The sequence below is a fragment of the Pseudomonas sp. PAMC 29040 genome, from assembly GCF_003994535.1.
Lineage (GTDB): Bacteria > Pseudomonadota > Gammaproteobacteria > Pseudomonadales > Pseudomonadaceae > Aquipseudomonas > Aquipseudomonas paraversuta.
This window is the reverse complement of the sequence record NZ_RZAA01000014.1, coordinates 63,442-77,349: the sequence shown is the minus strand read 5'-3', so window position 1 is coordinate 77,349 and position 13,908 is coordinate 63,442. Positions and strand designations below refer to the sequence as shown.

The following is a 13,908-nucleotide window of genomic DNA, read 5'->3' as shown; positions in this document are numbered from 1 at the left end:
CCCTGCAGACAATATGGCCCGGCCTTTGCTCTTGCATATGACAACGCCACAGCGCGTCCTCCCATAAGCACAATAAAGCCAGGAGACACTCCCCATGCGTTACGCACAACCCGGTACCGAAGGCTCTGTCGTCTCGTTCAAGAGCCGCTACGGCAACTACATCGGCGGCGAATTCGTGGCGCCCGTCAAAGGCCAGTACTTCACCAATACCTCGCCTGTGAACGGCAAACCCATCGCCGAATTCCCGCGTTCAACAGCAGAAGACATCGAAAAAGCCCTGGATGCCGCCCATGCCGCTGCTGACGCCTGGGGCTCGACCTCGGTTCAGGCCCGTTCGCTGGTGCTGCTTAAAATTGCCGATCGTATCGAACAGAATCTCGAACTGCTGGCCGTGACCGAAACCTGGGACAACGGCAAGGCGGTACGCGAGACCCTGAACGCCGACGTCCCCCTGGCAGCTGACCATTTCCGTTATTACGCCGGTTGCATCCGCGCCCAGGAAGGCAGCGCGGCCGAAATCGACGGCAACACCGTGGCCTATCACATCCACGAACCGCTGGGCGTGGTCGGGCAGATCATTCCGTGGAACTTCCCGCTGCTGATGGCCGCCTGGAAACTCGCTCCGGCGCTGGCTGCCGGTAACTGCATCGTGCTCAAACCGGCCGAGCAAACCCCGCTGAGCATCACCGTGTTCATGGAACTGATCGGTGATCTGCTGCCTCCGGGCGTGCTGAACGTGGTGCAAGGCTTCGGCAAAGAAGCTGGCGAGGCGCTGGCCACCAGTAAACGCATCGCCAAAATCGCCTTCACCGGCTCGACCCCGGTGGGCTCGCACATCATGAAATGTGCCGCCGAGAACATCATCCCTTCCACCGTTGAACTGGGCGGCAAGTCGCCGAACATCTTCTTCGCCGACATCATGCAGGCCGAACCGACTTTCATTGAAAAGGCGGCCGAAGGTCTGGTGCTGGCATTTTTCAACCAGGGCGAAGTGTGCACCTGCCCTTCCCGCGCGCTGATTCAGGAATCGATCTACGACGACTTCATGAAAGTGGTGATGAAGAAGGTTGCGTCGATCAAACGCGGCGACCCGCTGGACACCGACACCATGGTTGGCGCCCAGGCCTCGGAGCAGCAGTTCGACAAGATCCTGTCTTACCTTGAAATCGCCAAGGCTGAAGGTGCCGAACTGCTGACCGGCGGCCAGGTAGCCAAGCTCGAAGGCGACCTGGCAACCGGCTACTACATCCAGCCGACGCTGCTCAAGGGCACCAACAAAATGCGTGTGTTCCAGGAAGAAATTTTTGGCCCGGTGGTCAGCATCACCACCTTCAAGGACGAAGCCGAAGCCCTGGCGATTGCCAACGACACCGAGTTCGGCCTGGGTGCCGGCCTGTGGACCCGCGACATCAACCGCGCCTACCGCATGGGCCGCGCCATCAAGGCCGGTCGCGTCTGGACCAACTGCTACCACCTGTACCCGGCCCACGCCGCGTTCGGCGGCTACAAAAAGTCCGGGGTCGGCCGTGAAACCCACAAAATGATGCTCGACCACTATCAGCAGACCAAAAACCTGCTGGTGAGCTACGACATCAACCCGCTGGGCTTCTTCTAACCTCTCTGACCTCCGTAGGCGCGAGCTTGCCCGCGAGCCGTAAAAAGCTCGCGAGCAAGCTCGTTCCTACAGAGCAAGCCGCTCTACATCAGGCCCCATGGCCCAGCTCTTGCTTTGCTCCCTGTCATATTTTCCAAACTATAAAAGAACAGGTGCACTCACATGCCTAGCGAACCCATTGGCGCTCCGGCGTCAGCCTCCTCGGTCGACTTTGAAAAGGTCGGCTCCGAATATTTTCAACAACGCGAACTGAAAAAAGGCGCTGCCGGCTGGGTCCTGCTGGTGGGCCTGGGTGTGGCCTATGTCATCTCCGGCGATTACGCCGGCTGGAACTTCGGCCTGGCCCAGGGCGGCTGGGGCGGAATGTTCATCGCCACATTGCTGATGGCCACCATGTACCTGTGCATGTGCTTTTCGCTGGCCGAACTGTCATCGATGATTCCCACCGCTGGCGGCGGCTATGGCTTTGCCCGCAGCGCATTCGGGCCGTGGGGCGGGTTCCTGACCGGCACCGCGATCCTGATTGAATACGCCATCGCCCCCGCGGCGATTGCCGTATTCATCGGCGCTTATTGCGAGTCGCTGTTCGGGATTGGCGGCTGGATGATCTATCTGGCGTTCTACATCATCTTTATCGGCATTCACATTTTCGGCGTGGGTGAAGCCCTTAAACTGATGTTTGTCATCACCGCCGTGGCCGCGATTGCCCTGGGCGTGTTCCTGGTATCGATGGTGCCGCACTTCAGCGTCGCCAACCTATTGGATATTCCGGTTACCGAGGCCAAAGGCGCCAGCACCTTCTTGCCATTCGGCTATGTCGGCGTGTGGGCCGCAATCCCTTATGCGATCTGGTTTTTCCTCGCCGTCGAAGGCGTGCCGCTGGCCGCCGAAGAAACCAAAAACCCTAAGCGCGATCTGCCTCGCGGCCTGATCGGCGCCATGCTGGTACTCGTCACCTTTGCCCTGCTGATTCTGGTCATCGGCCCCGGCGCTGCGGGCGCGCACCACTTGATGGCCTCGGGCAACCCGCTGGTTGAAGCACTGAGCAAGGCCTATGGCGGCTCAACCTGGATGGGCAGTTTCGTCAACCTGGTGGGCCTGGCCGGTTTGATCGCCAGTTTCTTCTCGATCATTTACGCCTATTCGCGTCAGATCTTCGCCCTGTCCCGTGCCGGCTATTTGCCGCGTAAATTGTCCGAAACCAACAAAAGCAAAGCGCCGGTACTGGCGCTGATCATCCCCGGCATCATCGGTTTTGGCCTGTCACTGACCGGCCAGGGGGACTTGCTGATTCTGGTGGCGGTGTTTGGCGCGACCATTTCCTACGTGCTGATGATGGCTGCACACATCACCCTGCGTATTCGTCGCCCCAAAATGGAGCGTCCATACCGCACTCCGGGCGGAATCTTCACTTCAGGCATCGCTTTGGTGCTGGCTTGCGTCGCGGTCGTGGCCGGTTTCCTGGTGGACCCGCGCGTTGTGATTGGCGCTGCCGTGATCTATGGCGTATTAATTGCCTACTTCGCTTTTTACAGTCGGCACCACTTGGTGGCCGGTACGCCTGAAGAGGAATTCGCGGCGATCCAAAAAGCCGAGCAAGCCCTGCACTAGTCGCTGAGAAACCCGCCAGACGCGTGGCGTCTGGCGTTGAGGAGCATCCTGAATGGCAACTTTTTCTCACGCGGTAGGCACTCAGACTTACCGTTTTGACAGCCTCAAAGACCTTATGGCCAAAGCCAGCCCGGCACGCTCCGGGGATTTCCTGGCTGGAGTGGCCGCGCTCAACGACGGTGAACGGGTCGCTGCGCAAATGGCCCTGGCTGACATCCCGCTCTCCTGGTTCCTGCAGGAAGCGCTGATTCCCTACGAATCCGATGAAGTTACCCGGCTGATCATCGACAGCCATGACCCGCTCGCCTTCGCCGCCGTCAGCCATCTGACAGTGGGCGGTTTTCGTGACTGGCTGCTCAGCGACGCCGCCGACGAACAGAGCCTGCGTGCCCTGGCGCCGGGCCTGACCCCGGAAATGGCCGCTGCGGTGTCAAAAATCATGCGCGTGCAGGACCTGATTCTGGTGGCGCAGAAGATCCGGGTGGTCACCCGTTTTCGCGGCACCATGGGCCTGCGCGGGCGGCTCTCTACCCGCCTGCAACCCAACCACCCCACGGACGATCCGGCGGGAATTGCCGCCAGCATTCTCGATGGCCTGCTGTACGGCAACGGCGACGCCATGATCGGTATCAACCCGGCCACCGACAGCATCGCCTCGATCTGCGACCTGCTGAACATGCTCGACGCCATCATCCAGCGTTATGAGATCCCCACCCAATCCTGTGTGCTGACCCATGTCACCACCTCGATTGAAGCGATCAACCGTGGCGTACCGCTGGATCTGGTATTCCAGTCGATTGCCGGTACAGAAGCCGCCAACGCCAGCTTCGGGATCAATCTGAATCTATTGCAGGAAGGCTACGAGGCCGGTTTAAGCCTCAACCGCGGCACCCTGGGCAACAACCTGATGTATTTCGAAACCGGCCAGGGCAGCGCGCTGTCGGCCAACGCGCATTTCGGCGTCGACCAGCAAACCTGCGAAACCCGGGCCTATGCGGTAGCGCGGCATTTCAAACCGTTTCTGGTCAACACTGTGGTGGGTTTTATCGGCCCCGAGTACCTGTACAACGGCAAGCAAATCATCCGCGCCGGGCTTGAGGACCACTTCTGCGGCAAGCTGCTGGGCGTGCCGATGGGTTGCGACATCTGTTACACCAACCACGCCGAAGCCGACCAGGACGACATGGATAACCTGCTGACCCTGCTGGGTGTGGCCGGGATCAACTTCATCATGGGCATTCCGGGCTCGGACGACATCATGCTCAACTATCAGACCACCTCGTTCCATGACGCGCTGTATGCGCGAAAAACCCTGGGCCTCAAACCTGCCCCCGAGTTCGAGCAATGGCTGAGCAAGATCGGGATTTTCACCCAGACCGATGGCCGCATCGAATTCGGCCATCAACTGCCGCCGGCATTTCGCCTGGCACTGGCTCATCTGGGAGGACGCTGAACATGGCCACTACCCCCACCGACAGTCTCAACCCCTGGCTGGAACTGCGCCGCCTGACCCCGGCGCGCATTGCCCTGGGCCGCACCGGCACCAGCATGCCCACCGGGGCCCAGCTGGATTTTCAGTTTGCCCACGCCCAGGCCCGGGATGCGGTGCATTTGCCGTTTGACCACGCGGGGCTTAGCAGCCAGCTTGCCGAGCGCGGACAGCAAACGCTGCTGCTGCACAGCGCCGCCATTGATCGCCACAGCTATCTGCAACGGCCGGATCTGGGGCGCAAACTTGACGACGACTCGGCGCAGCAATTGCGCGACTACGCCCTGGCTCATCCTGGCGCGATCGATGTCGCCATAGTGGTAGCCGACGGGCTATCGGCGCTGGCGGTTCATCGCCACACCCTGCCCTTTCTGGCCCGCATGCAGGAGCAAACGGCCACTGAAAACTGGAGCCAGTCACCGGTGATTCTGGTGGAGCAAGGACGGGTCGCCGTCGCCGATGAAATCGGCGAACTGCTGGGAGCAAAAATGGTGGTGATGCTGATCGGCGAACGCCCCGGCCTCAGCTCCCCAGACAGTCTGGGTCTGTACTTCACCTACGGGCCAAAGATCGGCCTGACCGATGCCTATCGCAACTGCATCTCTAACGTGCGGCTCGAAGGGCTGAGCTACGCCATGGCCGCCCATCGGCTGGTTTACTTGATGCGTGAAGCCTGTCGTCGGCAATTGTCGGGGGTCAACCTGAAGGACGAAGCACAGGTACACACCATAGAATCAGCGGCCCCCAGCGAGAATTTCCTGCTCAAGGGTGAATAAACACTGGGCCATGACTCTGTATGAGCGAGCTGTGTGCTTGGCGAGGCACGCTCGCTCCCAGGGTTGATTAGCCAGCCGCTGCGAGCCAATACACGCCTCGCTACAAACTCAACCAACAAGACTTGCACCAATCCGTATAATCCGCTTTTTTAAGAGATGTACGAAAAAACTACATCTCTTGTAGTTAAATACCCTTCCCTTTCCCGCACGGACCTGCAGAGCCGGGTCATCAGCACAGGTGCTTTACATGGATTTCAACCCGATCGACATTATCCTGCATCTCGATGTGTACCTGGACATGCTGGTAAGAGATTACGGGGTGTGGATCTACGCCATCCTGTTTTTGGTGATCTTCTGTGAAACCGGCCTGGTGGTCATGCCGTTCCTGCCGGGTGATTCCCTGCTGTTCATTGCCGGCGCAGTGGCTGCGGGCGGTGGCATGGACCCGGTATTGCTGGGCGGCCTGCTGATGGTGGCGGCAATTCTGGGCGACAGCACCAACTACGTCATAGGACGAACCGCCGGCGAGCGATTGTTCAGTAATCCGAACTCGAAAATATTCCGCCGCGATTACCTGGAAAAGACCCACGATTTTTACGAACGTCATGGCGGTAAAACCGTGACCATGGCGCGCTTCCTGCCAATCTTCCGCACCTTTGCGCCTTTTGTTGCCGGCGTGGCACACATGTTCTACCCGCGCTTCCTGATGTTCAGTGTCTTCGGCACCATCCTCTGGGTCGGCGGCCTGGTAACCCTGGGCTACTTCTTCGGCAATGTGCCCTTCATCAAGTCCAATCTGTCGTTGCTGGTAGTGGGCATCATCCTGCTGTCTCTGGTACCGATGATCATTGGTGTGATCCGCAGCCGCATGGGCCGCAGCCCATCCAAAGCCTGATAGGGGGCCGCCCGCATGTGGTCTCTGAGTGAATGGCGGCGCCAGCGGATTCTGGCGCAACACCCGGTCGCGGCAAACGTATGGCATGACGTGCGCCAGCACCTGAGTATTCTCGACGGGCTGGACGACGCCCAGGACAAATGGCTGCGTGAGCACAGCGTGTTATTTCTGCAAGAAAAACACCTGACCCCCATGCCCGGGGTTGAACTCACCGATGCAGGCCGCCTGTTGCTGGCCGCCCAGGCACAGCTGCCGCTGCTCAACCTGGGCGAACTGGACTGGTATCAGGGTTTCCACGAAATAGTGCTCTACCCCGATGATTTCATCAGCCCCCAGCGTCATCGCGACTCCAGTGGAGTCGAGCACGAATGGCAAGGCACCCACAGCGGTGAGGCCTGGCAACATGGCCCGGTGGTGCTGGCCTGGCCTGGCGTGTTGTCCAGTGGCGGCTGGGAAGGCTACAACCTGGTGATTCACGAACTGGCGCACAAACTCGACATGCTCAATGGTGCCGCCAATGGCATGCCGCCCTTGCACAGCAGCATGCACCTGGGCGACTGGACCGAGGCCATGCAACAAGCCTACGACCATCTCAATCACTACCTCGATCACCACGACCCGGCTCACGCGCCCATTGATCCGTATGCGGCCGAAAACCCGGCAGAGTTCTTCGCGGTCACCAGCGAATACTTCTTCAGCGCACCGGACCTGCTGACCCACGCCTACCCCAAGGTGTACCAGCAGCTCAGCCTGTTCTACCGGCAAGACCCGCTGACCCGGCTGCAAACGCTACAAAGCGGGCACCCCGAGTACCGAGGGTCCGTTAACCGGACGTGACGCACCACTAAACCGGCCAGACGTGACGGCGTTAGCGGAATACGCCTATAATCGCCGCCACTTTTTGGCCAAATCGGCCAAGTAAACTGGCCTATACACGGGGGCACCGCCCAATGAGCTACAGCAAGATTCCGGCTGGCAAAGACCTGCCGAATGACATCTACGTCGCCATCGAGATTCCGGCGAACCACGCGCCGATCAAATATGAAATCGACAAAGACAGCGACTGCCTGTTCGTTGACCGCTTCATGGCAACCCCGATGTTCTACCCAGCCAACTACGGTTTCATCCCTAACACCCTGGCTGACGACGGTGATCCCCTCGACGTGCTGGTTGTTACCCCATATCCGGTAGCGCCAGGTTCGGTAATCCGTGCCCGTCCGGTTGGCATCCTGCACATGACCGACGACGGCGGTGGCGATGCCAAAGTCGTTGCAGTCCCTCACGACAAGCTGTCCCAGTTGTACGTTGACGTGAAAGAGTACACCGACCTGCCACCTTTGCTGATTCAGCAAATCCAGCACTTCTTCGAGAACTACAAAGATCTCGAGAAAGGCAAATGGGTGAAGATCGAAGGTTGGGGCGATGCAGAAGCAGCCCGTACCGAGATCATGAAGTCGGTAGCGGCCTACAAAGGCTAAGTGAACCCCGGCCTGCGTTGCTGCAGGCTTGGCTCACACCAAAACCTCGGTTCGCCGAGGTTTTTTTATGCCTGAAAATTGAGCTGTTTTCGCTGGGAAACGACATTGAATCCCAGTATGATTCGCGCCACATAAGCACCGCGCCCTGCATCGAGCAGGCCGGATCGCAGGCAAGGCAGCAATAAGCCGCCACGCCCCACCCCTGACACTCAGGGCCTGGATGTCTAAATTGAAGGCGAGTACGGCTTACCAAAAATAAGCCAAACCCGCCCCCGAGAAGCCGGCCACAAGCCGGTTTTTTAATGCCTGCCACAAAGCCGCAGCCTGCCAGCCCTGCAGGGGCGAGCTTGCTTCAGAGCACCGGCGCCGCGGCCCTTCAGGTAGGCCGCCATCGCTGGCAAGCCAGCTCCCACATGGTTGTCGACAGCCAACATCAATCCTGCAAACTCGCCGGTGCTGCTGATCAGTGTTTGTCCGGGTATCCGGCTTCGCTGAGCGCTGCGTGGAACAGGCCCTCGTCCAGCTGGCTTTCGACTCTGGCTTCACGGGCCGCCGGGTCGGTTTCGATGCGCGCTTGCGGGTCGACGGCCAGTAGCGCTTTGGTGACGGATCGGGCGCAGCCGCCGCAGGTCATGTTGGGGATATGAAGACGATGCATGGGGATCTCCTGATTATTTAAGGTGAACCGCTACGTTGAAGTTTGCCAGCGTGGCAAGGTCAATCACTTTTCAGCGAACTGCCGCTGGTGGGCTGAGGCCGGTGTGTCGAGCCCGAACCGCGGTGTCCGGCGCGGGGCTTGCGGCGCTGCAGCCAAAGCATTGAGCTCGGCCAGCCCGGCTATGATCGGGCAGTCCGGGCGGTCATTGCCGCGACAGTGACTGGCCAGACTTTCGAGGGTTTGCGCCATCGCCTGCAGTTCGGCGATTTTCGCTTTCAGACCCGCAACATGGGTCAGCGCCATGGCCTTGACCACAGCGCTGACACGATCACGGTCGCGCCACAACTCCAGTAACTCCGAGATCTGTTCAACAGAGAACCCCAGGTCGCGGGCGCGCCGGATAAAGCCCAGGGCATTGGCGTCCTGGGGGCTGTAAAGCCGGTAGCCGGCCTCGGTTCGAAGGGCTTTGGGGATCAAGCCAGTCTGTTCGTAGTAGCGGATCATCTTCGCCGAAACCCCGGAAAAACTGGCCGCCTGACCGATATTCATCATGTTCCTCTCCCTGGCTCCTGCCCGCGAAAAACTGCCCCCGTTTACACGCCACTCACCGCCATCGGCGCCTTGAAGCCCTTGAGCCGGAGCGCGTTGACCAGCACAAAGATGCTGGAAAGCGCCATCGCAGCCGCCGCAAAGATCGGCGACAGCAATGTGCCGTTCACCGGGTATAGCGCTCCCGCCGCGACCGGGATCAGCACTGCGTTGTAAGCGAAGGCCCAGAACAGGTTCTGCTTGATGTTGCGGATCGTCGCCTGACTCAGGGCGATGGCATTCGGCACGCCACGCAGGTCGCCTGACATCAGCACCACGTCTGCCGCCTCGATGGCCACATCGGTACCGGTGCCGATGGCCAGCCCCACGTCCGCTTCGGCCAGCGCCGGGGCGTCGTTGATGCCGTCGCCGACGAAGGCCACCCGTGCACCATTGACCCGGAATTTCTTCAGTGCCGCGACCTTGCCGTCGGGCAGGACCTCGGCCGCCACCTCATCAATCCCCAATTGCCGGGCGATGGCATTGGCCGTGGCCGCATTGTCACCGGTGATCATCGCCACCTTGAGGCCCAGGGCGTGCAGCGCCTTGATCGCCTCTAAAGTGGTCTCCCTGATGGGGTCGGCCACCGCAATCACCGCCGCCAGACGACCGTCGATGGCGGCATAAAGCGGGCTCTTGCCCTGTTCCCCCAGACGTTGGGCGGTCGCGACAAAGCTCGACACATCCAGCCCCAATAGCGTCATGAAACGGTCTGCGCCGACCGACACGGTCCGCCCCGACACCTTGGCCGTCACCCCGAAACCCGGGGTTGCCTCGAAGCTGTCGATGGCACCCATCACCAGACCACGTTGTTTCGCCGCGCTGACGATGGCTTCGCCGATCGGGTGTTCGGAGCGGGTTTCGACCGCCGCCACCAGCCCCAGCACTTCGTCGTAATCAAAGCCTTCGGCAGGCACCAGATCGGTCAGTTCCGGGCGGCCCTTGGTCAGGGTGCCGGTCTTGTCGAGGGCGATCACACTCACATCCCGCAGCGCCTGCAAGGCTTCGCCTTTACGAAACAGCACCCCCAGTTCCGCCGCGCGCCCGGTACCGACCATGATCGAGGTTGGTGTAGCCAGCCCCATGGCGCACGGGCAAGCGATGATGAGTACCGCCACCGCATTGACCAAGGCAAAGGTCAGCGCCGGGGTCGGCCCGAAGATCAGCCAGACCACAAAGGTCAGGGTGGCCGCTGCCATCACGGCCGGGACGAACCACATGGTGACCTTGTCCACCAGCGCCTGGATCGGCAGCTTGGAACCCTGGGCCTGCTCGACCAGACGGATGATCTGCGCCAGCACCGTGTTGGCCCCGATCCGGGTCACGCGAAAACTGAAAGCGCCGGTCTTGTTGATCGTGCCGCCAATCACTTGAGCACCCGCAGTTTTATGCACCGGCACCGGCTCGCCGCTGATCATGCTCTCGTCGACATAGGAGGCGCCTTCGACAATCTCGCCATCGAGGGCGATTTTCTCCCCCGGACGTACCAGCACCACGTCCCCGGTTGTCACCTGCTCGAGGGGCAGTTCAAGGGTTTCACCGTTGCGCTCTACCCGCGCGGTTTTGGCCTGCAGCCCGACCAGACGTTTGATCGCCTGTGAGGTTCGGCCCTTGGCCCGGGCCTCCAGCGAGCGGCCAAGCAAAATAAGAGTGACGATGACCGCGGCCGCTTCGAAATACACATTGGCGGTGCCCTGGGGCAGCACTTGAGGGGCAAAGGTCGCGACCAGCGAATAACCGTATGCCGCCGAGGTCCCGACTGCCACCAGCGAGTTCATGTCCGGAGCACCGCGCAGCAGGGCCGGAACACCCTTACGGAAAAAACGCAGCCCCGGCCCGAACAGCACCAGCGTGGCCAGCACGAACTGGATGTACCAGTTGGTCTGCTGACCGATGACCGTCATCACCCAATGATGCATGGCGGGAATCAGGTGCGAGCCCATCTCCAGAATGAACACCGGCAAGCTGAGGATGGCGGCAACCAGCAAGGACCGCTGCAGCCCCCGGGCCTCGCCCTCGCGCCGCTGGTCGTCCTGCTCGCCCGCATCCGGGAGGTCGGCAGACAAGCGTCGCGCCGTATACCCCGCCCGCTCCACTGCGGCCTCAAGGTCGGCAGCAGAAACGGCCCCGGCGAGGTGAGTGACCCGGGCGCGCTCGGTGGCCAGGTTGACGCTGGCCTGCCGCACGCCGGGCACCTTCGCCAGCGCCTTCTCGACCCGGCCCACACACGAGGCACAGGTCATGCCTGCAATCGACAGTTCGGTGGTTTCTTCACGCACCGAGTAGCCCACGCGCTCGATGGCATCTACTACCGCCTGCGGATCGGCCACGCCACTGAAGCTGACATCGGCGCGCTCGGTGGCCAGGTTGACCACGGCCGACTGCACACCCGGGACCGCCTTGAGCGCACGTTCGACCCGACCGACGCACGAGGCGCACGTCATGCCTTCAACCGGCAGACTCAGGCGCGCGGATGCTTTGGACTCTGGTTGAAGCGAAACGCTAGCCATTGGAAACTCTCCTTGAATGTCACGATTGAGCCGATCTTGAAGCTTCCCAGCATGGTAAGGTCAAGGGGCTTGACCGCCATAAGATCTCTGCGCAGTGCATGCCGCATATCGTAGTCGCTACCAAGCAACGCGAGGCTGCGAGCTGTTGAAAACGCCAAAGCAAGCATCCCGGTGTATCCCCTGCTCCGGGGTTTAAGGTTTTACGGACGTTGCCCGATCGCAGAGATGCCATCGCTGGCAAGCCAGCTCCCACAAGATACGCCAGCCACCACAAACCCCTGTAGGAGCGAGCTTGCTCGCGATCCTCTAGCCCCCCGGTCGTTCCGCCAGACAGCGGTGATGCCATCGCTGGCAAGCCAGCTCCCACAAAATTACCGCCAGCCCCCTCAACCCCCTGTAGGAGCGAGCTTGCTCGCGATCCGCTGCACCTCGGTCGTTCCGCCAGACCGCAGAGATGCCATCGCTGGCAAGCCAGCTCCCACAAGATTACCGCCAGCCACCACAAACCCCTGTAGGAGCGAGCTTGATCGCGATCCTCTAGCCCCCCGGTCGTTCCGCCAGACAGCAGTGATGCCATCGCTGGCAAGCCAGCTCCCACAAGATCCGCCAGCCACCACAACCCCCTGTAGGAGCGAGCTTGCTCGCGATCCTCTAGCCCCCCGGTCGTTCCGCCAGACAGCAGTGATGCCATCGCTGGCAAGCCAGCTCCCACAAGATTACCGCCAGCCACCACAAACCCCTGTAGGAGCGAGCTTGCTCGCGATCCGCTGGCACCCCGGTCGCTCCGCCAGACCGCAGTGATGCCATCGCTGGCAAGCCAGCTCCCACAAGATTACCGCCAGCCACCACAACCCCCTGTAGGAGCGAGCTTGCTCGCGATCCGCTGGCACCCCGGTCGTTCCGCCAGACCGCAGTGATGCCATCGCTGGCAAGCCAGCTCCCACAAGATCCGCCAGCCAGCACAAATCCCTGTAGGAGCGGGCTTGCCCGCGATCCCCAGGCCGCGCGATCTTGCAGATCGGCCATTGTGTTGCCATCACGGGCATTCCGGTCCCCGTCAGGGCGGACAGGCAGGGGCCGAGGATTTGCCCCGGAACCCGCCGTCTGCTAGTGTCAGCCGGTTTTAACGCCTACCGAGAATGCCGCTATGGCCCGCAAAAAAGTTGCCCTGGATTTCGAACAGTCCCTCGCTGACCTGCAATCATTGGTCGAGCGTCTGGAAAATGGCGAGCTGTCACTGGAAGATTCGTTGACCGCCTTCGAGCAAGGCATCCGCTTGACCCGTGATTGCCAAGGCGCACTGGCTCAAGCTGAACAGAAAGTGCAAATTCTGCTTGAGCGTGATGGTGAACTGGCCCAAGAGCCCTTTGAAGCGGAACAGCCAGAATGATTGATGCCTACCAGACCAGCAGCCAGGACCGCGTCAACGCGGCGCTTGAGCGCTTGTTTGTCGCTCCGTCTGCGGAGTTGGCCCGCCTCTATGAAGCAATGCGCTACAGCGTGATGAACGGCGGCAAACGGGTCCGCCCGCTTTTGGCCTATGCCGCCTGCGAAGCCTTGGGTGCCGCGGCCGAGCAAGCCAATGGTGCGGCCTGTGCAGTGGAGCTGATCCACGCCTATTCGCTGGTGCATGATGACTTGCCAGCAATGGACGATGACGACTTGCGTCGCGGCCAGCCGACCACCCATAAAGCGTTCGATGAAGCCTGCGCGATTCTGGCCGGTGACGGCCTGCAAAGCCTTGCATTCAGCGCCCTGCTGGATCCGCGACTCAATACTCTGGATGCTGAGACACGCTTGCGCATGGTCGCAGCTCTGGCCCTCGCTGCCGGCCCGGCGGGCATGGTTGGCGGACAGGCGATCGATCTCGGTTCGGTCGGAATCAAACTTGATCAGACCGCTCTCGAATTCATGCACCGGCACAAGACCGGCGCTCTGATCGAGGCCAGCGTACAGCTGGGCGCCCTGGCCAGCGGCCATGCCAGTGCTGATGATCTGCAGGCTCTGAACCTCTATGCACGGGCGGTTGGCCTGGCATTCCAGGTTCAGGACGACATTCTCGACGTTGAAAGCGATACCGCAACCCTGGGCAAACGCCAGGGCGCCGATATTGCACGGGACAAACCGACCTACCCGGCACTGATGGGTCTGGATGGCGCCAAAGCCTATGCGCTGGAGCTGCGTGACCAGGCACTCAATGCGCTGCAATCTTTTGACACTACAGCCGATCCGCTGCGCGCACTGGCTCGATACATAGTCGAACGTCGCCACTAGACCTGGAAAATCCG

12 protein-coding genes are annotated in these 13,908 nt (G+C 61.0%); 9 read left to right on the top strand and 3 right to left on the bottom strand.

Annotated features, from left to right (window positions below):
• Window positions 1–94 precede the first annotated feature (94 nt).
• The 7 genes from WG29040_RS21845 (at window position 95) to ppa (ending at window position 7,864) form a co-directional block, all read left to right on the top strand.
• Window positions 95–1,615: an aldehyde dehydrogenase family protein gene (locus tag WG29040_RS21845; RefSeq protein ID WP_003444244.1), complete on the top strand. Its 1,521-nt coding sequence runs from the start codon at window positions 95–97 to the stop codon at window positions 1,613–1,615.
• A gap of 162 nt (window positions 1,616–1,777) precedes the next feature.
• Window positions 1,778–3,226, top strand: coding sequence for an ethanolamine permease (gene eat, locus WG29040_RS21840; protein ID WP_003444246.1), 1,449 nt, complete (start codon window positions 1,778–1,780; stop codon window positions 3,224–3,226).
• A 52-nt stretch (window positions 3,227–3,278) separates the two neighbouring features.
• Window positions 3,279–4,679, top strand: coding sequence for an ethanolamine ammonia-lyase subunit EutB (locus WG29040_RS21835; RefSeq protein ID WP_127196866.1), 1,401 nt, complete (start codon window positions 3,279–3,281; stop codon window positions 4,677–4,679).
• Window positions 4,680–4,681: 2 nt separating this feature from the next.
• Window positions 4,682–5,491, top strand: a complete 810-nt coding sequence (gene eutC, locus WG29040_RS21830) for an ethanolamine ammonia-lyase subunit EutC (RefSeq protein ID WP_010655463.1) — start codon at window positions 4,682–4,684, stop codon at window positions 5,489–5,491.
• A gap of 247 nt (window positions 5,492–5,738) precedes the next feature.
• Entirely contained in the window at window positions 5,739–6,386 is a 648-nt protein-coding gene (locus WG29040_RS21825; RefSeq protein WP_003444252.1) for a DedA family protein, read from the top strand.
• A 15-nt stretch (window positions 6,387–6,401) separates the two neighbouring features.
• Window positions 6,402–7,223 carry a zinc-dependent peptidase gene (locus WG29040_RS21820; protein ID WP_003444253.1) on the top strand — a complete coding sequence of 274 codons (822 nt, stop codon included), beginning with the start codon at window positions 6,402–6,404 and terminating at the stop codon, window positions 7,221–7,223.
• Between the two features lie 113 nt (window positions 7,224–7,336).
• Window positions 7,337–7,864: an inorganic diphosphatase gene (gene ppa / locus WG29040_RS21815; RefSeq protein WP_003444254.1), complete on the top strand. Its 528-nt coding sequence runs from the start codon at window positions 7,337–7,339 to the stop codon at window positions 7,862–7,864.
• Between the two features lie 463 nt (window positions 7,865–8,327).
• On the opposite strand, the gene WG29040_RS21810 is transcribed toward ppa, so the two are convergent.
• From WG29040_RS21810 to WG29040_RS21800, 3 genes are all read right to left on the bottom strand, one after another.
• A complete protein-coding gene (locus WG29040_RS21810; RefSeq protein ID WP_127196865.1) occupies window positions 8,328–8,522 on the bottom strand; it encodes a heavy-metal-associated domain-containing protein in 195 nt (64 codons plus the stop codon).
• Between the two features lie 63 nt (window positions 8,523–8,585).
• Window positions 8,586–9,074, bottom strand: a complete 489-nt coding sequence (gene cueR, locus WG29040_RS21805; protein ID WP_010655462.1) for a Cu(I)-responsive transcriptional regulator — start codon at window positions 9,072–9,074, stop codon at window positions 8,586–8,588.
• Window positions 9,075–9,115: 41 nt separating this feature from the next.
• The gene (locus WG29040_RS21800; protein ID WP_127196864.1) at window positions 9,116–11,620 is read right to left on the bottom strand and encodes a heavy metal translocating P-type ATPase; all 2,505 of its coding nucleotides are present in this window, start codon (window positions 11,618–11,620) and stop codon (window positions 9,116–9,118) included.
• 1,147 nt (window positions 11,621–12,767) lie between these two features.
• Here WG29040_RS21800 and WG29040_RS21795 point away from each other — a divergent pair.
• Together WG29040_RS21795 and ispA are read left to right on the top strand one after the other, a co-directional pair.
• Window positions 12,768–13,010 carry an exodeoxyribonuclease VII small subunit gene (locus WG29040_RS21795; protein ID WP_003444260.1) on the top strand — a complete coding sequence of 81 codons (243 nt, stop codon included), beginning with the start codon at window positions 12,768–12,770 and terminating at the stop codon, window positions 13,008–13,010.
• On the top strand, window positions 13,007–13,894 hold the full coding sequence (gene ispA, locus WG29040_RS21790) for a (2E,6E)-farnesyl diphosphate synthase (RefSeq protein ID WP_127196863.1): 888 nt from the start codon (window positions 13,007–13,009) through the stop codon (window positions 13,892–13,894). Before WG29040_RS21795 ends, ispA begins: the two co-directional genes overlap by 4 nt.
• Window positions 13,895–13,908 lie beyond the last annotated feature (14 nt).

Coding starts and splice junctions, on each gene's coding strand:
- WG29040_RS21795 (WP_003444260.1), top strand. CDS start 12,768: ATGGCCCGCAAAAAAGTTGCCCTGGATTTCGAACAGTCCCTCGCTGAC.
- cueR (WP_010655462.1), bottom strand. CDS start 9,074: ATGATGAATATCGGTCAGGCGGCCAGTTTTTCCGGGGTTTCGGCGAAG.
- ppa (WP_003444254.1), top strand. CDS start 7,337: ATGAGCTACAGCAAGATTCCGGCTGGCAAAGACCTGCCGAATGACATC.
- eat (WP_003444246.1), top strand. CDS start 1,778: ATGCCTAGCGAACCCATTGGCGCTCCGGCGTCAGCCTCCTCGGTCGAC.
- WG29040_RS21810 (WP_127196865.1), bottom strand. CDS start 8,522: ATGCATCGTCTTCATATCCCCAACATGACCTGCGGCGGCTGCGCCCGA.
- WG29040_RS21845 (WP_003444244.1), top strand. CDS start 95: ATGCGTTACGCACAACCCGGTACCGAAGGCTCTGTCGTCTCGTTCAAG.
- WG29040_RS21800 (WP_127196864.1), bottom strand. CDS start 11,620: ATGGCTAGCGTTTCGCTTCAACCAGAGTCCAAAGCATCCGCGCGCCTG.
- WG29040_RS21835 (WP_127196866.1), top strand. CDS start 3,279: ATGGCAACTTTTTCTCACGCGGTAGGCACTCAGACTTACCGTTTTGAC.
- WG29040_RS21825 (WP_003444252.1), top strand. CDS start 5,739: ATGGATTTCAACCCGATCGACATTATCCTGCATCTCGATGTGTACCTG.
- ispA (WP_127196863.1), top strand. CDS start 13,007: ATGATTGATGCCTACCAGACCAGCAGCCAGGACCGCGTCAACGCGGCG.
- eutC (WP_010655463.1), top strand. CDS start 4,682: ATGGCCACTACCCCCACCGACAGTCTCAACCCCTGGCTGGAACTGCGC.
- WG29040_RS21820 (WP_003444253.1), top strand. CDS start 6,402: ATGTGGTCTCTGAGTGAATGGCGGCGCCAGCGGATTCTGGCGCAACAC.